We start from the raw sequence: 26,859 nt of genomic DNA on the forward strand, positions 1-26,859 counted from the left end.
TTATTTACAAAGTTTGAAGCGTTCACAAAGTATAGCTTCAATTTCTTCCTCTGAAACACCTAAACTTTTTAGGTCTAAGATGAAATCTTTGTAAGCCGTTTTTTCTTCTTCGTACTGGTTTCTATCAATTAATTCAAAGGCGAAAAAAGTTAAATTATCTAAATTGGGAAATGCATCTTGCGAAACGGCCCATTCAAAGTGTGTGCTATCATAAAATATAGGAGACTCATTATATAGTGCCAATTGCGAACCGTTGGTTTCGATTTTCAGTAATTCATCCGTTTTAATATTTCTCAAAAACACATAGTAGAATTCGGTGTTTTCTAAAATCTGCCATTTAAATGTAATTTTAGAACTTGCTATTTTAGAATTATTATTTGGTGAAACCATTAACAAATCACTTCTAAAAACACCTGCAATTAAGGCTTTGTCTTCTTTGGTTTTTAGTAATTCATCCCATATATGTTTAAAGTACGCAGCAGTTAAGTTGGATTTCTTTTGCTCTGACTTAAAATTTAGAATATCTCTAAAACCGTATTTCCCATTAACATTAACAAGATAGGTGTTTCCTGAATTGTCAATAGCCGTAAATTCTGCTTGTGGCAGTACTTTTACAAGGTGCTTTTTATTGATCAACGTGCCTTTTTGAAGAAGATTTAATTTGTTATTGTGCTCAACCATAAAAGCGCCTTTACTTTTATATACACACAAGGTGTCCTGAGCTCCCAGATATTGAAAACACAGTAATAATAAAACTAATCTAAAAGGTAACTTTTCCATTGGTATCGCTTTTTTAGATAATCTAAAAGATATGCATAAAAATCTATCATTTCTAGCCCAAATAAGATAAGGATCAATATGGGCGTAACAGATAAGTATACGTTAACCTTTAACAATAAGAGTGCCAAGTATAACAATACAATTGAGATGCTTAGTTGGTATAATTTAATTAAGACATCAAATGCCAAAGTACTTCTTTTGTAAAAACGCATACCGAACATAGTTAGGAAAAAGCAACAGATTATAGCTATTAAATAAACAAGGTAATCGGGAACTTTAGTTATAAAATTTCCACTGGTTAGCATTTTAATAACATTGGCGTGAATGAGCACACCATACATATCGGGAGTGGATTTTCCTGCAAAATTCTCATTTAAAGGCGTGAAGTGTTTGTCTTCAATATCAAAAGGATTTCCAGTAGGCGTTCCTAGGTACCCTAATAACACAATTTTATCCCTCATTGAAGGTATTGATTCTAACTCCAGTAATTCTTGAATATCAAAAATTAAGAACGCATTTAAATTTCCAAAGTAGTTAATGGGTATGCCTTCATTTAGTTTTTTTGAATCAAAATGGCTTAATTTTCCAGATTTTAGAGCCACTTGAGTAGCAAAGGATAATTTATTTTCAGGTGTTTTATAACCTCTAAAACTTCGTATTACCTTATCCTTGTTGTCGAAGTTTACGTTAATAAAACCTTCGACGGGTTTTTCATTTCTGAAATAATCATGATTTTTAATTAAAGTATCATTTTCAAAGTAGTAGGATGTAACAATGTTGTTATGTTTGTTCAGTGCCGATTTTAAAACAGAATCTGTAAACATTTCCTTTTGTTCTTTGAATATAGCATCTAGGCCTATTACTTTTGGATTTTGTTTCTGGATTTTTTCTATGGCTTGTGCAATAGTAAATCTATCAGCATGTTGTATGTTAACTATAATAATATCCTTGTCTATCTTATTAGTTTTGTGAATTTTAGAGTGATAAATATCTGTAAAGCTAAAATCTTTAAAAGCTCTGTAGAATGGGTCTAAGATATTTACGTTGACGAATATAAGTAGTAAGATTCCAGAGACCAGTAAAGTGAGGATGGTGCAAAAAAAGCTATCTCTCCACAGGAGTTTTTTCTTTTCTGAAATCATAAAGTAATATTCTATGTTTTAAATATATAAATTTAAATATAGAACAAAAAAATAGCGACCTATTGGTCGCTATTCTATATTTCGAAATAAAATTATTGTTTAGTCTGCTAAAACAATAACCTTATTGTCTTTTAACTCTAAAGTCCCAGAATTAATTGCCAGCCAAAATCCATTATCAGATTTAGTGAATTTAGATTCAACTTCCTCATCTAAAGAAATATTACCAACAATCTTTACTTGTCCTTCTTTTAATAAAGATACAATAGGAGCGTGGTCTTTAAGCATTTGGAACTCGCCATTCACACCTGGAACAGCAACCGACTCAACTTCTCCACTAAATAAGGTGGCTTCTGGTGATACAATTTCTAAGTACATAAATTTTTAATTAATAATTAATAATCGACAATTATTAATTGATTACGCTTCAGCTAGCATTTTCTCTCCAGCTTCAATAGACTCTTCAATAGTTCCTTTAAGGTTGAAAGCTGCTTCTGGTAAGTGGTCTAACTCACCATCCATAATCATGTTAAAGCCTTTAATAGTATCTTTAATATCAACTAATACTCCTGGAATACCAGTAAATTGCTCTGCTACGTGGAACGGTTGAGATAAGAAACGTTGAACACGTCTTGCTCTACCTACAGCCATTTTATCTTCTTCAGAAAGCTCTTCCATACCAAGGATAGCAATAATATCTTGTAATTCTTTATAGCGTTGTAACAACTCTTTTACTCTTTGAGCACAAGCATAGTGGTCATTTCCTAAAATCTCTGGAGTAAGGATTCTAGAAGTAGAATCTAATGGGTCTACCGCTGGGTAAATACCTAACTCAGCAATTTTACGAGATAATACGGTTGTTGCATCTAAGTGGGCAAAAGTAGTTGCAGGAGCCGGGTCAGTTAAATCATCCGCGGGTACATATACCGCTTGTACTGATGTAATAGAACCTTTCTTGGTTGAAGTAATACGCTCTTGCATAGCACCCATTTCTGTTGCTAATGTTGGTTGGTAACCCACCGCAGATGGCATACGACCTAAAAGTGCCGATACCTCAGAACCTGCTTGTGTAAAACGGAAGATGTTATCTACGAAGAAAAGTACATCTTTTCCTTGTCCGTCACCAGCACCATCACGGAAATACTCGGCGATAGTTAAACCAGATAAGGCTACACGCGCACGTGCTCCAGGAGGCTCATTCATCTGTCCGAATACGAAAGTTGCTTTAGACTCTTTCATGGTCTCTTTATCAACTTTAGCTAAATCCCATCCGCCTTCTTCCATAGAGTGCATAAAATCATCACCGTATTTTATAATACCAGATTCTAACATCTCTCTTAAAAGGTCATTTCCTTCACGAGTTCTTTCACCTACACCAGCAAATACAGATAAACCACCGTGACCTTTTGCAATATTGTTAATTAACTCCTGAATCAATACTGTTTTACCTACACCAGCACCTCCAAATAATCCAATTTTACCACCTTTGGCGTAAGGCTCAATTAAATCGATAACTTTAATACCAGTGAATAAAACTTCGGTAGAAGTAGATAATTCTTCAAACTTAGGTGCTTGACGGTGAATTGGTAATCCAGCCTCCTCAGTTTTAGGTAAGTCACCTAAACCATCAATGGCGTCTCCAATTACATTGAATAAGCGTCCGTAAACGTCTTCACCTATTGGCATTTGAATTGGTGCTCCAGTAGCTATAACTTCTGTACCTCTACTTAAACCATCAGAGGAATCCATAGCGATTGTACGTACAGTATCTTCTCCAATATGAGATTGTACTTCTAATACTAAGGTAGAACCGTCAGGTCTTTTAATTTCTAATGAATCATAAATCTTTGGAAGTTCTGAACCGGCTGCGAATTCAACATCAATAACTGGTCCAACTATCTGTGCAACTTTACCTGTAACTTGTGACATTACTTATCTGTTTAATATTATGCGATTTAATTGTGTGAAAACACGATGTCGTTTTCGGCTGCAAAGATATGGGTTTTAATTAAATATAAAACTTCTTTTCTATTCTTTTTTGGAACAAAAAAACACCTTTGGGTTAAAGGTGTTTTAAATACTATTTTTTAGTCTTATGTTACTGTAGTGTAGGGGAGTAATTTGTTGGATAGTTCCCTACATCGACCAGATTTCCAGAATCTTCAAAATTAGTTCCATACTGGGCATCTATGGCTTTCATAAACTCATTAGCTGCCATAGCATAACCTCTTGAAGTAAGATGAACGCCATCTAAAGAAAAAGCGCCTCCCGTTACCAGATTCGATTTTAGTATAAAATTATTATAAGGGATTCCAGTACTCGCCAACTGTGTTAACAAAGCATTTGCATCTACAAAAGCCAATCCAGCACTAGCAGCAGTGTTTTGTATAACGGTATTGTAAGCATCAATCGCTGTTTTTATTTCCTGTTGTTCACTTGGAAGTAAAACCCATTTGTCTGACAGAGGTAATGTTATACCTTCTGTAGAAAACTGATCAGCAATGGCCTCAGGCAACTGAAACCCTTGTAGTGCATCAGATGACGTTTCGTTAACCTCACCTATAACAGAGAGACTTGGTAAAACCAGTAAGTCATTTTCGTTTGCTTGTCTAGCTTGTCCATAAACATTACCGAAAATTGTGGCTACCACTGGAGCGGCTTCTGCTGGTAAGCCGAACGATTGTAAGAAACCAGGAAATGTGGGGCTAGCTAATAGTGCTCCTGTAATTTGAGCCGAGAGATCTGTTAGGGTTTCATCGTGAATAACAACACCATTAGCTTCGGTAGTTGAAAATGTAATGGTGCGTGATGGGTCAAGAACCGCGAAAATCTGGTTTAAAGCTCCATAAACATTGTTTAGGGTAGGGATTTGTGCTACCAGAGCAGGGCCATTATCTTCATCGTTAGGGTCTAAGGCATTATAAGGAACTGTGGTAAAGTGAGGGATGTCTGTTACATAAGGAATATTGGCAACAACCCCTTTAGCATTACCAGAAGTTAACGTTGCTACTATAGCTCCGTAGGTTTGGGTAAATCCTACTCCTGGAGGGCCATCAAGCGGGGTGATTGGGTCTGACCCATCACCTCCTGAAGTTGCATAACCCAAAACATCATTGGAACCAATCCATAATGAGAAAAATGTAGGAGATTGAGCCATAGAAAGTTCTAATACCGAGGCATTGGGTGTAGAACCCGTCATTCGAATAAAATAAGGGTTAGCTAAACCTAGGGCAAAATTTGAAAGGTTACCATATCCTGGTGCTAACAAATGAAAACTTTTTGCTCCTGGAACACCCATATTGTTGAATGGTCCCGTTGGATTATTTAACAAGATATCTGTTGTAGACATAACGGGCCCAATGACGTCTTCTAAATTTTTAGGCGCACCGCCAGTGGTCACCAATCTGGGTTTAAGTATATGTTCACCTGTAAGTGGACTAAAGATTTTATTTCCTCCTAATATCAATCCACCAATGTTGTCATTCATAAGTGGTTGGGTGAAATCACCACCTCCCAAGAGCGCAAACTTTTGAGATAGTATATTGGGCATGGAATTCTCCTGAGTTGCCTTGAATAGTGCGTTATCGCTAAATCCAGCTGTTAGTGAGTTACCTACAGCTACATACTTCGTAAAATCTACAGAGCCAGTTGTTAGCGCAGGTAATATAATTTCTGGTTGAGGTTCTATATTAGTATCCTTTAATACATCTTCGGGTTCATTACAGGCTGTAAGAATGAATAAGCCAACTAGTAACCATATATATTTAGTATTCATCATTTTCATTTTTTAGTTATTAATTGTCCAAGAAATATAATATTGAGAACCAATGAAACCAGTACCAAAGGCTGTGAAGTACTCATCACCTAATAGGTTTGTAGCCCCAGCTTTGAAGGTAGATTTAAAACTAGGTACCTTTAAATTTATTTGAGCATCTACTACATGAAATTCTGGTACCAATCCGTTTCCAAATGTTGCTTCCCAGAAATAATCATCACTAAATCTGTAAGCTATATTAAATCCGAAATTTTTGAACAATTCTGTATTACCAAAAGAAGCTTTAAACTTGTGTTCTGGGGTGTTGAAATTGGTTGTAAAATCTGGGAATCTACTTCTGTCAAAGTCTAATTTAGCATAGGTGTAACTACCATTTAAATCGAAATCGCCAAACACTTTTGTTGATATTCCAATGGAAGCACCATAGGAGTTCACATCAGCGGGAGAATTGGTATATGTACTCCAAGGCTGAAAATCGTCGTTAGCAATGGCGGCTACTGAAAGTGAATTGTCTCCTACCGTTCCATAAAAAGGCGATATTACGACTTCTTGAGATATGAAGTCTTTGTACCTATTGTAATAGGCACTAAAATCTACTATTAAATTTTCGAATTTACCTCTATAGCCTACCTCGACAGAAGATACTTGTTCTGGTTTTATGATGTCTGGATTTGCAACCTCTAAAACGGCTGGATTCCCAGTTTCGGCGAGTTCCATGACAGAACTTGCGGTATAAGAGTTTTCGTAGGCCACTCTTCCGGTTTGAGTAACTGAAGACCCTTGCCCAAGAGCTTGTCCTTCATTACTAATATCAAACGTTCTTGTGTATCTGTCTAAATTATCAGGGGCTGAACCTACAAGAATAGCTCTACCGGCATCTAAACCAATAAACAAATCTTGGGTCGTTGGATTTCTAAAACCTGTTTGAACAGATGCTCGAATATTATGATTTTCATTTATTGTTAGACCAGCCGATAATCTGGGCGAATAAAAGCCATCAAAAAACTCAGATTTGTCATAACGAATAGACCCTGTTAGCTTTAGTTCCAACAAATCATTCAACTCAATATTTTTTTGTATTTGGGTATAGATACCAAATTCAGAATAATCTATTGGACCATCAGAATCGGTGTAAATTGTTCCAGAAGAATTCAAACTATACCTTCTGTAAGATCCACCAACTTGTATTTCTGCCCAATCAATTAAATGCCCAAAGTTATAATTGGCATCAGAATGATAGTATTTAGAAGCATCTTGGAATTTGGAACCCGTACTTAAATCTGGGTCATTTATACTTCTGTTAAAAGCGGCTATAAATTCAGGAGACCCTGGTTCGAACCTTCCAGATTCGGCTTGAGCTCTAGCAGCAGCATGAGCTTGCGATTCTGTAGCGCCACCTAAGGTAGCACCTGCAAAAGTTTGAATGTACTCACCAAACCACTGCTCGTCGCTTTTCCATGCTCTGTTAATGTTTATACCAGTGAAAACCATATCGTAGGAATCACCTGCTTTATCGGCTACAACATAACCTCTTAAAAAGAAATTATCGTTTTTAAACTCTAGCTTGTGTTGCTGCTGGAAAAAGTTAGCAATGTTATATCTGTTCGTTCCTTGGTATATTGTAGAACCTGTTCCCACTTTACCAACATATTGAATTTCGAAGTCGTCTTTCCAAGGTCTCAAATATAATCCCCAATCGGCCTTCACACTTTCAGCGTTATAATTTGTTAAATCCCTTTCGTTGTAACCAGTTCTGCTTATGTCCACATTGGGTATAATGCCTTTAACACTCTCTGGTGCGAGTGATCTGATGTTAGCAGAAACTTCATCTCCATATACGTTAATACCATCATAATCTAAATCTGCCCTTGTTCTGGAAGGATCTATCTTATCTATTTCGCTTGTTGCTGCCCAGTCGGTACCTTTCAAATATGCAAAGTTGACTTTAGCTGCAAAAACATCATTGAATTTGTGAGCAGCTCGTATTCCAAAATCCCTGTACGTGTTGTCACCAGCAGATTCTTGAGATGTAATACCTTGTTTGTAATAGGCGCTTATACCGTGGTGGTCGAAAGGATTTTTACTACGCATGAAGAGAATACCATTAAAGGCGTTAGCACCATATAGAGCAGAAGACGCTCCTGGTAACAACTCTACGCTTTGCACATCAGTTTCTATCATACCGACTAAATTTCCTATAGGGAAGTTCAAAGCAGGCGTAGAATTATCCATTCCGTCTACTAATTGCATAAATCGGTTATTAGCAAAAGTTGCAAATCCTCTTGTGTTAATAGATTTAAATGTTAAACTGTTGGTGTTTACATCAACACCTTTTAGATTTTCAAGACCATCGTAAAAGTCTGCCGAAGCGGTGTTTTTGATATCCTTGATTCCAAAGCGTTCAACCGTTACAGGAGACTCGAATATACGTTCGGGTGTTCTTGAGGCAGAAATAACAACAGCATCTAGGGATGTCCCTTCTTTAAGGATAATTGCGATATTCTGACCTTTTTCTGTAATTTCTCGTGTGGTAGCTTCGAAACCGACGATACTAATTTTAATGGAAAATGGTGGGTTTTGGTTTGAGGTTAATTCAAAATTACCATCAAAATCTGATACTGTGCCCGTGGTCGTGCCAACAATAATGATATTAGCTCCTGGTAATGGTTGGCCACTCTCATCTTTAACAGACCCCGAAATTGTTGTTTGTGAGTAAGATAAAGAACAAAACAACAAAAAAATAAAAGGAATAATTGTCTTCATTTAGAGTAAGTGAATTTTAGTTTACATAGCAATATATAAATAAATTATCAAAAAACTATGCATGCATAATATAATTTAACAAAAAACAGGTGGTAATTATGCGTTTTTGATAAAAATAGATGTGGAAAAATAAAAATCTCAAGATTTTACATCTTGAGATTTTTTTATGTTGTTGGTGAATAGTGAAATTTTATTCTACTGTAACAGACTTGGCTAAGTTTCTTGGTTGGTCTACATTTTTACCAAGCAATACAGCTATGTGATACGATAGTAATTGTAGAGGAATAGTAGTTAATAATGGAGAGAAAGGTTCTAACGTTTCAGGCACTTCTATCACATGATCGGCCAGTTCTTTAACTTGTACGTCTCCTTCTGTAACTACGGCAATTATTTTTCCTTTTCTTGATTTGATTTCTTGAATATTACTAACTACTTTTTCGTAGTGTCCTTTTTTAGTTGCAATAACAATTACAGGCATATTCTCGTCAATTAGAGCAATAGGGCCATGCTTCATTTCTGCAGCAGGATAACCCTCTGCGTGGATGTAAGATATCTCCTTGAGTTTTAGGGCACCTTCTAATGCAACGGGGAAATTATAGCCTCTTCCTAAATACAAACAATTTGTAGCATCTTTATATATGTCTGATATTATTTTAATATGAGCATCAGATTCCAGAGCTTTTTCTACTTTATTAGGAATAAGTTCTAACTCTAACAAATAGCGGCGGTAATCGGAGCTACTTATGGTTCCCTTTGCTCTGGATAGTCTAAGCGCCATTAAAGTTAAAACGGTAATTTGTGTTGTAAACGCTTTTGTTGAAGCTACACCAATTTCTGGACCAGCATGAGTGTAAGCTCCTGCATCTGTTTCTCTTGCGATAGAAGATCCAACTACGTTACAAACACCAAATACGAAAGCACCTTTAGATTTGGCAAGTTTAATTGCGGCTAAAGTATCTGCAGTTTCTCCAGATTGAGAAACGGCAATTAAAACATCATTCTCGGTAATAACAGGATTTCTATACCTAAATTCGGAAGCATATTCCACCTCTACAGGAATTCTGGCTAAATCTTCAAAAATATATTCTGCAACTAAACCAGCATGCCATGAAGTTCCACAAGCAACAATAATTATTCTGTTGGCATTTAGGAATTTTTTCATGTTGTCCTCAATACCTGCCATTTTAATTATGGCCTCGTTACGTAAAAGCCTACCTCTGTATGTATCTGTGATTGCTTTGGGCTGTTCGTATATTTCTTTGAGCATAAAGTGGTCATAACCTCCTTTTTCTATTTGCTCAAGATTTAATTGAAGCTTTTGTATGTATGGGTCTACTAAGGTGTCGTCTTTTATCTTTCTGATTTTAATGCCTCTGTGGAATCTAATTATAGCCATTTCTTCATCCTCTAAATAAATAGCATCTTTGGTGTATTCTATAAAAGGAGAAGCATCACTAGCTATAAAAAACTCATCTTCACCAATACCAATGGCTAACGGACTTCCTAATCTGGCAACAACAATTTCCTCTGGTTTGTTTTTATCGAAAACAGTAATTGCATAAGCTCCAATGACTTGGTTTAGAGCTATCTGTACAGCCTTTCCAAGCTTTATGTTTTCTTGTTTCTTTACGTCTTCTATTAAGTTTATTAATACTTCGGTATCTGTGTCTGATTTGAAGGTGTATCCTCGAGCAATTAACTCTTGCTTCAGGGAGTCGTAGTTTTCTATGATACCGTTATGGATAATTACTAAATCACCAGAGTTGGAAACGTGGGGATGTGAGTTTACATCATTTGGAACTCCATGAGTAGCCCAGCGTGTATGACCAATACCAACATTCCCGTGTTTGGTGATTTCTTTATCTGATATTTCTTCAAGATCTGCAACTTTACCTTTAGTTTTAGAAACTTTAAGATCGGTACCGTCAAAAAGAGCGATTCCGGCACTATCATAGCCTCTGTATTCTAAACGTTTAAGGCCTTCAACAATTATTGGGTAAGCTTCTCTGTGTCCTAAGTATCCAACTATGCCACACATATATTATAGGTTTTGATAATTTGGGTTAATAAATAATTAGCAGCACAAATATGAAAAATAAATACCAAACCATTGTATTTATTATATGAATTAATAGTTTTTGACGACGAAATTCAACTAGATTTTTGTTTTTTTAGTCAAAAACTATGGATTAACTTGCTCAGGTTCAGTAGTAAACAGTTTTAGAACCATTCTTTTTTCTGTTGCAGAACTATTGCTTCCATGTAAAATTGTTCCTCTTGGTGTAATTACGGATACTGAAGGAACTTGAGTAATATCATCGGTACTATTAAGTATTTCGGAGTTCCTTACAATATTTACATTACTAGAAAGTACTAGACCTATTTTAGTATTCGTTGAATCTTTTTGTAAAATGTTATTAAGATGTTCGGTAAGCCTTATTTTATACTTGTAGCTTCCATTGTTGTCTTTTAATCTTTGTCCTAAATGAAGTACTTTTGAAAAAAAGGGTTGTCCGGAATTTTCAGAAGGGTCAATTAAGTAATCTATGGTTGGGATGTTGTTTTTTATATCGTAAGCATAAATTCTGTCGAACCTATGGTATGTAGTGTCTACAGGTGTTATGGTTGAAGTTTCGTCTTCGTAAACTAATAAGTAAGCTTCGTTTATAAGTTTGTTAAGGATAAAGTCTCCAGTGGTTTCTTCTTGTAAAAAAGTGTTATTCCCATTAGGAATTCTAAAATCGTCTATAAAATTATCCAAATCTTCGGGTGTTGGAAATAAGTCTACCACAGCCATAGAGCCTTCCATACCCTTTAAGAACAATTTATCATCTCCTTCACTTTGATTGCCATTATTGAGTGTCCTACTAAAGTCATTGATAAATGCATTCAGTCTATTACCAGAAAAATTTAAGGTGTAAGTATCCTGAACTCTACCTGTATTTCCACCTATGATATCTCTGGTATAGTGAAGTGTAACCTTGGCATCTGCGGAGGCCAGGTTCAACATCATTAAACTGCCATTGGCGTTCACTGCTTCTGCCTTCATATACAAACCTCTAAAGAAGTTGTTAAAATTGTTGGCGTTGCTTAATTCTGGTTGCCCATTTTTGCTAATCAAGGTGTTTTGCCAAAATGTACTGTCGAGTTTAATTCTTATTGCTGGTACAGACCTTGTTGTATCTGCAGCTACAACAGTTATTACCGCTGTACTGTCAGGTTTAAAAGTAGTTTCACTCAATAAGTCTCCCCTAAAGTCATCAAAGTTTATTTGAGAGCTGTTGGTAAGAGCCAAATTATCTGTAGAGGCAGTATTTGCGTTTGAAAAATAACTCTGACTAGCATTTAAATTATCGGGGTTAATATTTCTTAGAAAGTAATTGTTCTGATAGACTGATAGTTTGATAGGAGCCTCTTGGTCTCCATAAATCGAATCTAACTCGTACTCTGCAAAACCTACAGAACCTTGGTTAGCAATTCTACTAAAATATGGGATACTCAAGACGACCGAATCTAAAACAGGATTATCTCCAAATACATTTGGCCTGGTAGAAGTGGGGAATGATGTTGGGCTAACCTGAGCTACAATACTTGCCGAAGTAGCACCAAATTCAGGGTCGTTAAAGTAACCGAGTAAATTAGCAGGTAAATTATTGATTTGTACGGCATCTAATTTTTTATTGTAAGACACTATTTTTGGAAACAGTGAATCAATAACAAAATTAGCATTGTCTTTGCCTAGTACAGCACTATCGATTTCGTAAAAGTCTTTGTCGCAAGCAACAAAAGACATCATAAGTATAAGAATGGCAACAGGCTTTCTTAGAGCTTTTGTGGTCTTTTTCATAGATATTTGAAGAAAGATTGGGTTAGCTTAAAACGGCATCATTAACAAATGTTGTATAAGCTTCACCAAATTCATCTCTGTTTTGATATTCCAAAATAGGCTTTTCAGATGCTTTTATGTAGGTTTCCAAATCTTCAGATATATCTTCAGATCCTATAATAAGAGCGTCTGAATAATCAACAGCAATCTTCATTAAATTATTGTATGTAGGCTCTTCTAATACTTTAATCGCATCATCGTTAATGTTGTCAAATTTAACTTTATTAACCATGTCTTTATTTAAAGTATTGTTAAAACTTTGATTGTAGACCGAAGTAATAATTTTACTCTCGTTGAACAGAGGTTCGTCTTTATAGTATTCTTTTAAATACACCGGTAATAACGAGGCTAACCAACCATGTACATGTATTACATCTGGTGACCAATTTAATTTCTTAACAGTTTCTATAACGCCTTTGGCAAAGAAAATAGCACGCTCATCATTATCAGAAAACAATTCGCCATCTTCATCTGTAAGTGTAGCTTTTCTTTTAAAATATTCGTCGTTGTCTATGAAGTAAACTTGTATGCGTTCTTTTGGAATAGATGCCACCTTAATAATGAGTGGCATATCTAAATCGTTTATAACTAAGTTAATTCCCGAGAGTCTTATAACTTCATGTAATTGGTGTCTTCTTTCGTTTATATTTCCATATCTTGGCATGAAAATCCTAATCTGTCCACCTTGTTGATTTACAAGTCTTGGTGCTTCGAACGACATTGAAGAAATTTCGGTTTCAGGTAAATAAGGAACTACTTCAGATGATACATACAATATCCTCTTATCTTTCATATGTTTGTTTTTGTTGGCTTTTAAAAAGCCATTTAACTAGCGTTTAACGATTTCTATTTTAAAGAGAAATTTTGAAAAGCTCGGTTTTTAAAACAAGTCTCACGTTACTAATTCAAAATAAAAAACACGCAAAAGTACAAAAATTTATGCAAATTGACTGTAAAATCTTAAGTTTGCAGGCGTTAATTTTTTATTAAAAAGTGGAGGTTTACTCAGAAAAAAAGCAAATATCAAAAGCAATATCGCTTCTAAAATCAAAAAAAGGGTCGGTAGGTTTAGTGCCTACTATGGGAGCATTGCACCGAGGGCATTTGGCATTGGTCGAACGTGCTTTAGAAAACAATAGTCACGTTGTTGTAAGCGTTTTTGTAAATCCTACTCAATTTGATAATGAAGATGATTTAGAAAAATATCCAAGAACTCTAGATGAGGATGTTGCGCTTTTAAGTACGCTATCAAAGGAAAGAATTCTTGTTTATGCTCCTACTGTTGATGATATTTATGAAGGTAACACGGTTTCGGAAAAATTTGATTTTGATGGACTAGAGTTCGAAATGGAAGGAAGATTCCGCAATGGCCATTTTGATGGTGTTGGAACTATTGTAAAGCGTTTATTTGAAATCATAACGCCAAATAATGCCTATTTTGGGGAAAAAGATTTTCAACAATTGCAAATCATAAAAAAGCTTGTAGAGAAGTGTCATATCCCTGTGAACATTATTGGTTTCCCCATATACAGAGAATCTACAGGATTGGCTATGAGTTCTCGAAACACCAGATTAAAACCAGAGTATCTAGAGGTGTCTCCATTCATACATAAAACTTTAATAGCTGCTAAAAAAAGATTTGGCACAGAAAGTGCTAATAAAGTTACGGAATGGGTTAAAAATCAGTTTTATAACCATGATTTGTTAGATCTTGAGTATTTTATTATTGCCGATACAGAAACCCTGAAACCAACAAAAAGAAAATCCAGTAAAAAAACATACAGAGCCTTTATAGCTGTGTATGCAGGTGATATTAGATTGATAGATAATATCGCTTTAAATTAATTATCTTTGCCGCATGCAAATTCACGTTGTAAAATCGAAAATTCATAGGGTTAAATGCACAGGTGCAGACCTTAACTATATTGGTAGTATTACTATTGATGAAGATTTAATGGACGCCGCTAACATCATTCAAGGTGAAAAGGTTCAAATTGTAAATAATGACAATGGTGAACGTTTAGAAACCTATTGTATCCCCGGACCACGAAAAAGTGGAGAAATCACGCTTAATGGTGCCGCTGCTAGAAAGGTTTCTGTAGGCGATACACTCATTTTAATTACCTATGCCATGATGGATATAGAAGAGGCTAAAGTTTTTAAACCATCTTTAGTATTTCCAGACGAAGCCACAAACTTATTAAAGTAGTATTTTTTTGAATTCTAAAATAAAGCGCATACTAAAAATCATACTCCCACTTTTTTTGGGAGTTTTTTTAGTCTGGTATTCCTTGTCTAAAGTATCCATAGAAGAACTTCTGGTTTATTTAAAACAATCTAATTATTGGTGGATTATTTTAGGAATGTTTTTAGGGTTACTCAGTCACCTATCTAGAGCGTATAGATGGCGCTTTCAACTAGAGCCAATGGGGCATAACATAAAGTTGGGTAATAGTATTATGGCTGTTTTTGCTACTTACCTAATCAATTATACAATTCCTAGAGCAGGTGAAGTAGCTAGAGCTTCAATATTAACTAATTATGAAAACGTGCCATTCGAAAAAGGTTTTGGTACCATTGTAGCAGAAAGGATTGCCGATTTAATTATTATGCTCGGCATTATAACCATAACACTCTTTTTACAGTTCGATTTCATTTATGCATTTATAATTGAAAAGTTTGACCCTATTAAAATAATTTTTGGTCTGTTAGGTTTGGCTGTTTTGGTGTTTGTGTTTACAAGATTCATTAAAAAAAGTCAATCAGGCATAGGTTTAAAAATCAAGAATTTTACGAATGGCTTAATTGAAGGCGGACTAAGCATTTTTAAAATGGAAAAGAAATGGTCATACATTGCGCATACGTTTTTTATTTGGGGAATGTATGTACTCATGTTTTATGTAACGTCGTTAGCAATTCCAGAGTTAGAGGGTATTACAGCTGGAGCAATTCTTATAGGGTTTATCGCTGCTAGTTTTAGTATCGCTGCAACAAATGGCGGTATTGGTTCCTATCCCTTAGCTATTTATGGTGCCTTTGCTATTTTTGGTATTCCAGAAAGCCCAAGTATTGCGTTTGGTTGGATTATGTGGGCTTCCCAAACGCTTATGATTATTGTTTTTGGAGGACTTTCTTTAATTTATCTTCCTATTTATAACAGAAGTCGAAATAACTAAAATCTCAAAATAGATACAAGATTTTTTAATCTGTTTCTTTATTCATTACTTTAGTGTTTAAAATCTACTATTCATGAGGATAATTTGTTCCGTTTTTTTGCTTTTGATTGCTTTCTCTGGTTCAGAAGCACAGGTTAAATATGAAAATTTCCCATCTTCAATTTTAGGTGAAGAACGACAGATTAAGATTCAACTACCTCGAGGATACGAATCTAACTTAGAAAAAACATACCCGTTATTTATCGTTTTTGATGGCGATTACCTGTTTGAGGCCGTTGCCGGGAATGCAGATTATTATTCCTATTGGGAAGACATGCCAGAGGCAATAGTAGTGGGTATAAACCAGATTGATAAACGCTACGACGATTGTTTATACTCAGAGCAAAATTCCTTGCCCATTGAGACAGGAGCTAGTTTTTTTGAGTTCGTTGGCTCAGAACTAATATCTCATATCGAAAAGAATTATAGAGTAGCAGATTTTAGGATAGCTGTTGGCCATGGAGAAACAGCGAACTTTATAAATTATTATTTATTGAAGGCTAACCCAATTTTTAAGGCCTACATAGTTATTAGTCCTGAGTTGGCACCCCATATGCTGGATTATCTCCCGGAAAGGTTAAGTGAAATTGAGTCAAAAATATTTTATTGTTTAGCGCAAACCAAAAACGATTCGAAATCTATCACCCAGATGACCGAGGCCTTACATGCCGATATTTCTACAATAGAAAACGAGACATTTACTTATAATTTTAAGAGTTTTGAAGGGCCATCTCATTATTCTGTACCAGCACATGCGTTACCTAGTGCTTTTGAAAGTATCTTCAAGGTTTTTCAGCCTATTTCAAGACAGGAATATAAAGAAACCATTTTGGAATTAGAAGGTTCTCCCGTCGAGTACTTAGTTAAAAAATATACTACCATAAATGAACTTTTTGGAATACAGAAAGGCATATTAATTAACGATTTTAAAGCCATTGCTGCAGCCATTGAGAAAACAGATCAATATCAGTATTACGAAGAATTAGGTAAAATGGCTAGAAAAGAATATCCAGAAGCACTTTTAGGGAGTTATTATTTGGCTAGATTTTATGAAGAGGCAGGGGAACCTAAAAAAGCTATGCGAACTTATCAATCGGCTTATTTGCTGGATGAAATCGCTGGGCTAACCAAAGACTTAATGTTAGAAAGAGCCGATGATATTAAACGAGATTTTGGATATTAATGGCTAAAGTAAAAACGACGTTTTATTGTCAGAACTGTGGTGCTCAATATGCCAAATGGCAGGGGCAATGCAATGCGTGTAAGGAGTGGAATACCATTGCAGAGGAAGTCATTCAAAAACCAGAAAAAAATGATTGGAAAGTAGGTGAAGTATCTACCAAGCGGGTTTCAAAGCCATTAAAAATTAATGAAATAGATGGCACGAGCGATTTAAGAATAGCAACCTACAATAAGGAATTTGATCGCGTTTTAGGGGGAGGTATCGTTCCTGGGTCGCTTACACTTTTAGGTGGAGAGCCGGGAATAGGAAAGAGCACTTTATTATTACAGATAGCATTGAAACTACCTTATAAGACACTTTACATTTCAGGGGAAGAAAGCCAAAAACAAATAAAAATGCGTGCAGAGCGCATTAACCCTAATAACAACAGTTGTTATATTCTAACAGAGACTAAAACACAAAATATCTTCAGGCAAATAGAAACCCTTGAACCAGATATTGTGGTGGTAGACTCCATTCAAACCTTGCATAGCGATTATGTGGAATCCTCGGCCGGAAGTATCTCTCAAATTAAGGAGTGTACTACAGAACTTATAAAATTCGCTAAGGAAACGGCAACCCCAGTAATTCTTATAGGGCATATAACTAAAGATGGACACATAGCTGGTCCTAAAATATTGGAGCATATGGTAGATACGGTACTTCAGTTTGAAGGTGATCGTAATCATGTGTTTCGAGTTTTAAGAGCTAACAAAAATAGGTTTGGGTCTACCAACGAATTAGGCATTTATGAGATGCAAGGCACAGGTTTACGTGAAGTATCTAACCCCTCCGAAGTCTTAATTTCAAGAAAAGACGAAGAGCTTTCCGGTAACGCCATCTCTGCTACCCTTGAGGGTATGCGTCCATTAATGATAGAGGTACAAGCCCTAGTTAGCACTGCTGTTTACGGAACACCGCAACGTTCTGCTACAGGCTTTAATGCAAAGAGACTCAATATGTTATTGGCAGTTTTAGAAAAGCGGGCTGGTTTTAGATTAGGAGCTAAAGATGTCTTCTTAAACATTACCGGAGGTATTACGGTAGATGATCCTGCTATAGATTTGGCTGTGGTTGCCGCCATTTTATCTTCAAATGAAGACGTTGCTTTACAACGCGATTTCTGTTTTGCAGCAGAAATAGGGCTTTCCGGAGAAGTTAGACCTGTACAGCGTGTAGAACAGCGTATTTTAGAGGCCGAAAAGCTGGGTTTTTCAACAATTTTTGTTTCTAAATACAACAAAATTACCCTGAGTAACACTAAAATTAAGATTCAGCTCATTTCTAAGATTGAAGATTTAGTAGATTTAATAGTTTGATGAAATTAATTGAGATAAATAACACATAAAAATGCATTTCGTCGATTTTTTATACATTTAATCGTTAAAAATAACCGTTTATTTTAGGTTTTCTTCTTCCTATATTATAATATTGCTTTGTAAAACACCTGTAAAATAGGGTTTTACAGGAATAACACGTTTCTCTCAAGTGTTAGTTTAATCCAAGAACGCAAAGGTTGTTGTTTGGTATTAGATAGTTTGGTTTCTAATACATAACAATTAATCTATGAAAACTCTTATTAAACAGTGTTGGGGCATTGCAGTAGTATTATGTTTCTCAATGTCGTTTGTCTCTCATGCACAAACGGTAATAGACTCTGAAGATTTCGAATCTGGAAGTTTTTCGGGAACTATTTGGAATGATGGTGGTTCCAAATGTAAAATTAAGGACGATTACAAAATGTCTGGTGAATATTGTGTTGAGCTAAAGGAAGATGACAGTAGCTCAAATACTTATTCAGATGATATAGATTTAACAGCTTACACATCTGTAACCATTGAGTTTGATTTTAAAACAAAGAAGTTTGATTCTGGTGAAGAGTTTTTTGTTGAGTTTTCCGATGACGGAGGAAATACATGGGAAAGTACGCCTATATTGCAATATTCCAATGGAACAGATTTCAATAATAATACTACATATTCCAATATAACAGCAACCGCTAACAATTCAACTTACACTTTTACTTCGAATTCTAAGTTTAGATTCAGATCAGATTCAGATTCAGGAGATGAAAAAATTTATATTGATGATATTGTTATCACCGGTTATGGCAGTACTTCAGGTGACGATGACGACGATGACGACGATGACGATGAAGACGACGATGACGAAGATGATGACGAAGATGATGACGACGATGACGATGAGGACGATGAGGACGATGATGATGACGACGATGAAGACGATGATGATGATGAAGATGATGATGACGACGAAGATGATGATGATGAAGATGATGGTTCTTCAGGAACAGAAACTACAATAGATTCTGAAGATTTTGAAGGAGGAAGCTTTCCATATAATATTTGGCAAGACGGTGGAGATAATGCTGTAATGACTTCTTATTATGCAATTTCTGGTTCTTATAGTCCATATATCCGAGGGAATACAAGCAGTTCACTCATATATACAAGTAATTTGGACCTCACAGGCTATGACTCGGTAACTATCGAGTTCGATTACTCGGCATGGGGTTATGATAACGGCGAAGATTTTTTCCTGGAGTTTTCAGAAGATGGAGGTGCCAGTTGGGACAGTACGCCAGTTTTGCAATATGTTATGGGGACCGATTTTACCAACTACTACACCTATACCGATGTTACAGTTACTGCAGAAGCTTCAACATATAATTTTACATCAACCTCAAGATTTAGATTTAGATCAAATAGTTCATCGACTTACGAAGATATAACGCTCGATAATATTGAACTAACAGGTTTTGCAAGTTCAAGTTCGGGAGGTGGAACTAGCGCAGATGAATGCGATCCGGTAGCTTCCGGTAATACAGATACGGATGGTGATGGTGTTAGTGATGTTTGTGATGTTGATGATGATAATGATGGAATTTTAGATACCATAGAGTGTGAAAATCTCTTAATAGATAGTGGATTTGATAATAAAACAGGCCTAAACTATGGTAACAATATAGGCGTGGATATTTCACCTTGGATTTTAGGAGGTGGTGACCAAGCCAATATTGTAAAAGTAGACGGTGCAGGAGGCTATGATTATGGAAATGGTGGTCCGTTTGAAGACGCCAATCCAGCTACTGGTTCTGGTGTGGATCAGTATTATTTAGACATTGCCTCTGGTTCCAACGATTTTTATCAGTCGTTTACCGTAGCATACGATGCTCTATTATCGTATGGAGGTTATTTTTCATCTCGCGATGGGCTAACAGGTACGGCTCGTTTAAGAATATTTACCGGTAGTTCAGGTAGTTCAGGAACCTTGGTTGCCGATAGTGGTACGTTTTCTGTAAGCCCTACTGGAGGGGATTCCTCGAATACGCCATGGCAATTTTTTGATGATACTGTTGATGTTTCTGCAGGTACTTATTCTTTTGTGGTAAGTATGGATAACCATATGAATTTTGACGAAGGTTATGCCGGTGCTTGTTTAGACAGGGATGACGATGGTTTTTACGACTACATTGATATAGACAGTGATAATGATGGTATTCCAGATAATATTGAAGGACAATCAACTTTCGGGTATATTTTACCTAGTGGTACTGTAAATACTTCAGGGTCTTACAAAGGATTGTGGGATAACTATGGAACAGGAATAACACCAGAAGATACAGATTCCGACTCAACGCCAGATTACTTAGATTTGAACAGTGATAATGACATGTTTAATGATGATGATGAAAATGGAATGAATAATTCGAACACTGCAGCAGATAAGGATAATGATGGATTAGGGAATTCATACGAAACAAATGGTATAAATGATTCTGTTTGGGATGTTAATGAAGATATAGAAGACCCAACAGATTTATCGATTCTTCCGGATTCTGATTCTGATTTAACAACAGGAGGAGATTTGGATTATAGAGATGTTTTTACAGTCACTCAGGTAGGGTCTGCTTCTTTAGATTTTGATGGTGTCGATGATTACTTAAACGGTAGTAGTGTTATTAATGGATTGAGTAATGTTACCATAATGGCGTGGATTAAGATTGATTCTGATAATGCTGGTGCTACTAAAAACACTATTGCAGGTGAGGACATTGCTTGTAGGCTATTTGTTGAAGATGGTAATGAAATAGAGTTTAGTATTAGAACATCAGCAGGTGTTTTAAATATTGTTGGAGGTACCGAGATAAATTATGAAGAATGGCATCATGTAGCGGGTGTGTTTTCCTCTACAACGGGGGAGCAGAAAATTTATATAGATGGTGAAATCGTTGAAACAGATACTAATAGTAGCAACATAGGAGAAACCATCAGCCCGTCTTCAGATTGGACGGGAGATTTTGAAGTTGGTAGAATTTCTAGTTCTGTTTCAGATAGAGAATATTTTAAAGGAGCAATTGATGAGGTAAGGGTATTCAATGTTGCATTAACAGATTCTCAAATACAAAACATGATTTATCAGGAGATAGAAAACAGCTCTAACAATGTAGCTGGAGTAATTGTACCGAAAGATATTATTGACAATGATTCTAAAGCGACCATTGCATGGAATAGTTTGGTTGCATATTATCCTATGACAGATATAACCGAAAGTATAGTATCTGATAATTCTGATAATAATTATGCCTTAACAATGCACAATATTACCACAGTAATGAGTCAAACTGCACCAATGCCTTACAGAACATCAGGTGATGGTTCTTGGACTTCGGAGTCAGCTTGGCAATACGGAAATGTATGGGATATTGAGGGTGTTTCAAGCTCAAGGGAATGGTGTATTGTTAAAATTGAAAATGACATCAGTATCTCTTCATCAATATCAACATATGGTTTAATTATAGATAGTGGGAAAACGCTAACCGTAAGCGGAAGTAACTTAGTTAAGAATACAGGTTATTTTGAATTAAACGGGACTTTAGATTTAATGAACGATTCCCAATTGGTTCAAACAAACACGAGTGATTTAGTGACTTCGACCGATGGAAAGACACTCAGACGTCAAGAAGGTACACCTAGTGCTTATTGGTATAACTATTGGACAGCACCTGTTGGTGTAACTGCAGCTACAACTTTAGTAGATAATAATGCAACAACCAATAATCCTAATAACACTGCTTTTAGTGTAGGTATGTTAAAAGATGAGTCTGGTTTCGACTTTCAATTTACAAATGGTCATACAGCAAGTGGGAATTTGAGCACCTATTGGTTTTATTCTTACAAGAATGGTAAAACTTATTGGGACTGGTCAAAACTTAGCACATCATCAAGTATAGAACCTGGTGTGGGGTATACTTCTAAAGGAACAGGAGTTTTATCTGTAGACCAGCAATACATTTTTCAAGGTAAACCTAACAATGGTACCATTTTGGTAAACGTATCAGATGTTGGTGGTCCTGGTTCTGTACAGAATGTTTCTAAAACACAATGTCTCTTAGGTAACCCTTATCCATCTGCTTTAGATATTCATACCTTTATTGATGATAATGTTTCTGTTATTGATGGAACGCTTCAATTATGGCAACAGTGGAGTGGTTCATCTCATAACCTCAACGAATATAATGGAGGGTATGCACAAGTAAACAAACTAGGGTCTACCAGAGCTTATCAGTTTGTTGGCATTAACGGAGAACACAACGGTTCCCAAGATGGAACACTAGTACCATCTCGATATTTGCCAATTGGGCAAGGTTTTATGGTAGAAATCATTGCCGATGGTAATGTGGAATTTAATAATGCCCAACGTATTTTTGTATTAGAAGAAGACGCCGATGGAAGTTACGATAATGGATCTGTTTTCTTAAAAAACACTAAGTCTAAATCTAAAGGAGGTAGTGCTTCGAAAACAGTAACAAGTTCAGAAATTAGTCCGTTCAAAAAAATTCGCTTGGCGTTCTCTTCTGTTGAAGGTCCTGAAACTAATAGAGAATTATTGTTAGGATTTAGTAATACGACTTCAGATGAATTTGATTACGGCTATGATTCAGAATGTGATGAGGTAAACAATAATGATTTGAACCTTAACCTTGAAGGAAAGAATATGAATATTCAAGCCTATGGAGCGTTAACAGAAGACAAGATTATTCCCCTAAACTTTAAGTCATCGGGAAGTAATACCTTCGAAATTAAAATTACTGACTTAGAAAATATAGACGAAAATCAGGATATTTATATCAAGGATAACTTAACGAATTCTTATTTCGATTTGAGTAATGGAATGGCTTACAGTTTCTCTTCAGAACAAGGTAAGTTTAATGAACGATTCGAAATTGTATTCCAATCTCAACAACAATCGTTGAGTACAGCAGAAGCAAGTTTCGAAGAGAATTTTATTTACTATCTAAATAGTAGACGAAGAATCTATGTGAAAAAAGTGAGTGCTTCGGTTACAAGAATGTCGTTAATAAGTATGACTGGCCAAACCGTTATGGAATTACAAGATGTCCCTTACGAACTCTTAAGTAATGGCATAGAGATACCTAATGTTGCTTCTGGAGGCTATATTGCCTGTTTTAGAACAGACGATAACCAAGTACTTACCAAGAAAATAGTTGTGAACTAACCAACCAAAAAATCCCACTAAGCCAAAACGTTGTGTTTTGGCTTTTTTTATGTTCAAAATCTACCCGTTTCAGGATAATTCATTAAATTCGCAACCTTATAATATTTTAGCGTAAATGAGCAGTAAATTTCCTGAATATAAAGGACTTGACTTGCCAAATGTAGCAAACGAGATACTACAATATTGGCAAGAAAACGACATCTTTAAAAAAAGTATTGCGTCTAGGGAAGGGCAAGAATCTTTCGTGTTTTTTGAAGGGCCACCATCGGCAAACGGATTGCCAGGAATCCACCATGTTATGGCGCGAGCTATTAAAGATATTTTTTGTCGTTATAAAACCCAAAAAGGGTATCAGGTAAAACGTAAAGCAGGATGGGACACGCATGGTTTGCCAATAGAACTCGGTGTTGAAAAAGAACTAGGCATTACCAAAGAAGATATTGGAAAAACAATTTCCGTTGAAGATTACAATGCTGCCTGTAGAAAGGCTGTAATGCGCTATACCGATGTTTGGAATAACCTAACTGAAAAAATGGGGTATTGGGTAGATATGGACGACCCATACATCACCTACGAGCCCAAATATATGGAAAGTGTTTGGTGGTTGTTAAAGCAGATTTATAATAAAGATTTGCTCTATAAAGGGTATACCATTCAACCATATTCTCCAAAAGCAGGTACAGGTTTGAGTTCCCATGAGTTGAATCAGCCAGGTACATACCAAGATGTTACAGATACAACCGTAGTGGCTCAGTTTAAGATTAAGCCATTGAGTGAGCAAACCTTAGAAGTCTTCCCTTCTGGGGAAGATTTAGATGGGGCTTATTTCTTAGCATGGACAACCACACCTTGGACCTTGCCTAGTAATACAGCATTGACTGTTGGACCAAAAATAGATTATGTTTTAGTTGAAACATTCAATCAATATACATTCGAACCAATCAAGGTAGTTTTAGGAAAACCCTTGCTGGCCAAACAATTTGCAGGTAAGTTCACTCAGGTTGAAGATAAATCTGAATTAGAAAATTACAATGCTGGTGACAAGAAAATCCCATATTGCATAGTAAGCGAATTTAAGGGAGTAGATTTAGTAGGCATTACTTATGAACAATTATTACCTTATGCGCTACCTAATGATAATCCAGAAAACGCTTTTAGGGTAATTTCTGGAGATTTTGTAACTACCGAAGACGGTACAGGTATTGTACACACGGCTCCTACTTTTGGTGCAGACGATGCCCTAGTAGCCAAACAAGCCACACCAGAAGTGCCACCTATGTTAGTGAAAGATGAGCATGGTAATTTGGTGCCATTGGTAGACCTGCAAGGGCGATTCCGACCAGAGATGAAGGAGTTAGCGGGTAAATACGTTAAGAACGAATATTATGATGATGGTGAAGCACCTGAGCGCTCTGTTGATGTTGAAATTGCCATCAAATTAAAAGAAGAAAATAAAGCCTTTAAGGTTGAAAAATATAAGCACAGCTATCCAAACTGTTGGCGTACTGATAAACCAATTCTTTACTATCCGTTAGATTCTTGGTTTATTAAAGTTACTGATGTTAAGGATCGTATGCACGAGCTCAACCAGTCTATAAACTGGAAGCCTAAAAGTACCGGTGAAGGTCGTTTTGGAAACTGGTTAGCGAATGCTAACGACTGGAACTTGTCTCGCTCACGTTATTGGGGTATCCCATTACCAATATGGCGAACCGAAGATGGTAAAGAAGCGTTATGCATTGGTTCTGTAGAAGAGTTAAAAACCGAAATGCAGAAAGCCACAGAGGCTGGTGTTTTAAGCGAAGATATTTTTGCCGATTTTGAAGTTGGTAATATGAGTGAAGAGAACTATGCCAAATTAGATTTACATAAAAACATTGTGGATCAAATTACATTAGTCTCTCTTTCGGGTCAACCAATGAAACGCGAAAGCGATTTAATAGATGTATGGTTCGATTCAGGTTCTATGCCTTATGCCCAGTGGCACTATCCGTTTGAAAACGCAGAATTAATAGATGAGGGCACCACCTATCCAGCAAATTTTATTGCAGAAGGTGTGGACCAAACACGAGGCTGGTTTTATACCTTACATGCCATCGGAACCATGGTATTCGATTCTGTAGCTTACAAAAATGTAGTGTCTAACGGACTGGTATTAGATAAGAACGGACAGAAAATGTCTAAGCGTTTAGGAAACGCCGTGGACCCCTTCGAAACTTTAGGGAATTACGGAGCCGATGCTACACGTTGGTACATGATTAGTAATGCCAACCCATGGGACAATCTAAAATTTGATTTAGAAGGTATAGAAGAGGTAAAGCGTAAATTTTTCGGAACACTTTATAATACTTATTCATTCTTTAGTTTGTATACCAATTTGGATAATTTCAATTATTCAGAGGCTGATATTCCATTAGAAGAAAGACCAGAACTTGACCGTTGGATACTTTCAGAATTGTATACGCTTATTAAGAAAGTAGATGCGTATTACGCAGATTACGAACCTACCAAAGCTGCAAGGGCAATTTCAGATTTTACTCAAGATTATTTAAGTAACTGGTTTGTACGTTTAAGTAGAAGACGTTTCTGGAAAGGAGATTATCAAACCGATAAAATCTCGGCATACCAAACATTGTATACCTGTATGGTAAATATTGCTAAGTTAGGAGCGCCAATTGCACCTTTCTACATGGACAAGCTATACCAAGATTTAAATTCGGTAACCAAAAAAGAAACTGTTGAAAGTGTGCATTTAGCCAATTTCCCAGTTTACGATGAAAGTTTTGTTGATAAGACTTTAGAACGTAAAATGGAAAGTGCACAGACCATATCGTCTCTTGTATTATCGTTGAGAGCTAAAGAAAAGATAAAAGTGCGTCAGCCATTACAAAAAATCATGATTCCTGTAGATAGTGATCAACAAAAGCAAGAGATTTTAGCGGTTTCAGATTTAATAAAACACGAAGTAAACGTTAAAGAAGTTGAGCTTTTAGAAGATGCCTCCGATATTTTAGTGAAGCAGATTAAGCCCAATTTTAAGGTGTTAGGACCACGTTTTGGAAAGGATATGAAGCTGGTTGCAAATGCCATTAGAGGTTTTGAAGCGACCGATATTAAAAAAATTGAACAAACTGGTAATTTAGACCTTGATATTAATGGAAAAAATATTACTTTAGGGCTTGAAGATGTAGAAATTACATCCCAAGACATTGAAGGCTGGTTAGTAGCTAACGAAGGTACTTTAACAGTCGCCCTAGATGTTACCATTTCTGAGGATTTACGAAGCGAGGGAATTGCGAGAGAACTTATCAACCGAATTCAAAATTTACGTAAAGATTCAGGTTTTGAAGTTACCGATCGAATAGATGTTAAACTTCAAAAAAACGAGCATATAGTTAATGCTGTAGGTTCTAATATGGCTTACATTAAAACGGAGACGTTAGCAGATGAGCTAGAAATAATTGATAAATTAGATAGTGGTATTGAGATTGCTTTTGATGATATAAATACCAAATTGTTTATACAAAAACATTAAAATT

The 26,859-nt window shown here is 36.0% G+C and carries 16 protein-coding genes; 7 read left to right on the forward strand and 9 right to left on the reverse strand.

Annotated features, from left to right (window positions below):
- The 9 genes from M0214_RS07065 to M0214_RS07105 form a co-directional block, all read right to left on the reverse strand.
- Entirely contained in the window at positions 1–780 is a 780-nt protein-coding gene (locus M0214_RS07065; RefSeq protein ID WP_248724764.1) for a hypothetical protein, read from the reverse strand.
- Positions 756–1,922, reverse strand: coding sequence for a CHASE2 domain-containing protein (locus tag M0214_RS07070; protein ID WP_248724765.1), 1,167 nt, complete (start codon positions 1,920–1,922; stop codon positions 756–758). The genes M0214_RS07065 and M0214_RS07070 overlap by 25 nt, the downstream gene beginning before the upstream one ends.
- Before the next feature lie 99 nt (positions 1,923–2,021).
- Positions 2,022–2,297, reverse strand: coding sequence for a F0F1 ATP synthase subunit epsilon (locus tag M0214_RS07075; RefSeq protein ID WP_248724766.1), 276 nt, complete (start codon positions 2,295–2,297; stop codon positions 2,022–2,024).
- A gap of 42 nt (positions 2,298–2,339) precedes the next feature.
- Positions 2,340–3,848 (reverse strand): F0F1 ATP synthase subunit beta, encoded by a 1,509-nt coding sequence (gene atpD / locus M0214_RS07080; protein WP_248724767.1) that lies wholly within the window; start codon positions 3,846–3,848, stop codon positions 2,340–2,342.
- A 169-nt stretch (positions 3,849–4,017) separates the two neighbouring features.
- Positions 4,018–5,697 carry a G-D-S-L family lipolytic protein gene (locus M0214_RS07085; protein WP_248724768.1) on the reverse strand — a complete coding sequence of 560 codons (1,680 nt, stop codon included), beginning with the start codon at positions 5,695–5,697 and terminating at the stop codon, positions 4,018–4,020.
- Positions 5,698–5,706: 9 nt separating this feature from the next.
- Positions 5,707–8,457, reverse strand: a complete 2,751-nt coding sequence (locus M0214_RS07090; protein ID WP_248724769.1) for a TonB-dependent receptor domain-containing protein — start codon at positions 8,455–8,457, stop codon at positions 5,707–5,709.
- Between the two features lie 190 nt (positions 8,458–8,647).
- Complete coding sequence (gene glmS / locus M0214_RS07095; RefSeq protein ID WP_248724770.1) at positions 8,648–10,495, reverse strand: glutamine--fructose-6-phosphate transaminase (isomerizing); 1,848 nt, start codon at positions 10,493–10,495, stop codon at positions 8,648–8,650.
- Positions 10,496–10,639: 144 nt separating this feature from the next.
- Positions 10,640–12,304, reverse strand: coding sequence for a DUF4270 domain-containing protein (locus tag M0214_RS07100; RefSeq protein WP_248724771.1), 1,665 nt, complete (start codon positions 12,302–12,304; stop codon positions 10,640–10,642).
- Positions 12,305–12,326: 22 nt separating this feature from the next.
- A complete protein-coding gene (locus M0214_RS07105; protein ID WP_248724772.1) occupies positions 12,327–13,136 on the reverse strand; it encodes a glycogen/starch synthase in 810 nt (269 codons plus the stop codon).
- A gap of 200 nt (positions 13,137–13,336) precedes the next feature.
- On the opposite strand from M0214_RS07105, the gene panC reads away from it, so the two are divergent.
- The 7 genes from panC to ileS all read left to right on the forward strand — a co-directional run bounded on the left by panC (position 13,337) and on the right by ileS (position 26,855).
- Complete coding sequence (panC, locus tag M0214_RS07110; protein WP_248724773.1) at positions 13,337–14,188, forward strand: pantoate--beta-alanine ligase; 852 nt, start codon at positions 13,337–13,339, stop codon at positions 14,186–14,188.
- A 13-nt stretch (positions 14,189–14,201) separates the two neighbouring features.
- Entirely contained in the window at positions 14,202–14,552 is a 351-nt protein-coding gene (gene panD, locus M0214_RS07115; protein ID WP_248724774.1) for an aspartate 1-decarboxylase, read from the forward strand.
- A 7-nt stretch (positions 14,553–14,559) separates the two neighbouring features.
- On the forward strand, positions 14,560–15,519 hold the full coding sequence (locus M0214_RS07120) for a lysylphosphatidylglycerol synthase transmembrane domain-containing protein (protein WP_248724775.1): 960 nt from the start codon (positions 14,560–14,562) through the stop codon (positions 15,517–15,519).
- A 73-nt stretch (positions 15,520–15,592) separates the two neighbouring features.
- On the forward strand, positions 15,593–16,741 hold the full coding sequence (locus M0214_RS07125; RefSeq protein WP_248724776.1) for an alpha/beta hydrolase: 1,149 nt from the start codon (positions 15,593–15,595) through the stop codon (positions 16,739–16,741).
- Entirely contained in the window at positions 16,741–18,099 is a 1,359-nt protein-coding gene (gene radA, locus M0214_RS07130; RefSeq protein WP_248724777.1) for a DNA repair protein RadA, read from the forward strand. Before M0214_RS07125 ends, radA begins: the two co-directional genes overlap by 1 nt.
- A 247-nt stretch (positions 18,100–18,346) precedes the next feature.
- The gene (locus M0214_RS07135) at positions 18,347–23,320 is read left to right on the forward strand and encodes a LamG domain-containing protein (protein ID WP_248724778.1); all 4,974 of its coding nucleotides are present in this window, start codon (positions 18,347–18,349) and stop codon (positions 23,318–23,320) included.
- Between the two features lie 115 nt (positions 23,321–23,435).
- A complete protein-coding gene (ileS, locus tag M0214_RS07140; protein ID WP_248724779.1) occupies positions 23,436–26,855 on the forward strand; it encodes an isoleucine--tRNA ligase in 3,420 nt (1,139 codons plus the stop codon).
- The last annotated feature ends 4 nt before the right edge of the window (positions 26,856–26,859 follow it).

Source organism: Seonamhaeicola sp. ML3 (assembly GCF_023273855.1).
Classification (GTDB): domain Bacteria; phylum Bacteroidota; class Bacteroidia; order Flavobacteriales; family Flavobacteriaceae; genus Seonamhaeicola.

Coding starts and splice junctions, on each gene's coding strand:
- M0214_RS07100 (WP_248724771.1), bottom strand. CDS start 12,304: ATGAAAAAGACCACAAAAGCTCTAAGAAAGCCTGTTGCCATTCTTATA.
- M0214_RS07125 (WP_248724776.1), top strand. CDS start 15,593: ATGAGGATAATTTGTTCCGTTTTTTTGCTTTTGATTGCTTTCTCTGGT.
- atpD (WP_248724767.1), bottom strand. CDS start 3,848: ATGTCACAAGTTACAGGTAAAGTTGCACAGATAGTTGGACCAGTTATT.
- panD (WP_248724774.1), top strand. CDS start 14,202: ATGCAAATTCACGTTGTAAAATCGAAAATTCATAGGGTTAAATGCACA.
- M0214_RS07135 (WP_248724778.1), top strand. CDS start 18,347: ATGAAAACTCTTATTAAACAGTGTTGGGGCATTGCAGTAGTATTATGT.
- M0214_RS07090 (WP_248724769.1), bottom strand. CDS start 8,457: ATGAAGACAATTATTCCTTTTATTTTTTTGTTGTTTTGTTCTTTATCT.
- M0214_RS07075 (WP_248724766.1), bottom strand. CDS start 2,297: ATGTACTTAGAAATTGTATCACCAGAAGCCACCTTATTTAGTGGAGAA.
- M0214_RS07070 (WP_248724765.1), bottom strand. CDS start 1,922: ATGATTTCAGAAAAGAAAAAACTCCTGTGGAGAGATAGCTTTTTTTGC.
- M0214_RS07065 (WP_248724764.1), bottom strand. CDS start 780: ATGGAAAAGTTACCTTTTAGATTAGTTTTATTATTACTGTGTTTTCAA.
- radA (WP_248724777.1), top strand. CDS start 16,741: ATGGCTAAAGTAAAAACGACGTTTTATTGTCAGAACTGTGGTGCTCAA.
- glmS (WP_248724770.1), bottom strand. CDS start 10,495: ATGTGTGGCATAGTTGGATACTTAGGACACAGAGAAGCTTACCCAATA.
- M0214_RS07085 (WP_248724768.1), bottom strand. CDS start 5,697: ATGATGAATACTAAATATATATGGTTACTAGTTGGCTTATTCATTCTT.
- ileS (WP_248724779.1), top strand. CDS start 23,436: ATGAGCAGTAAATTTCCTGAATATAAAGGACTTGACTTGCCAAATGTA.
- M0214_RS07105 (WP_248724772.1), bottom strand. CDS start 13,136: ATGAAAGATAAGAGGATATTGTATGTATCATCTGAAGTAGTTCCTTAT.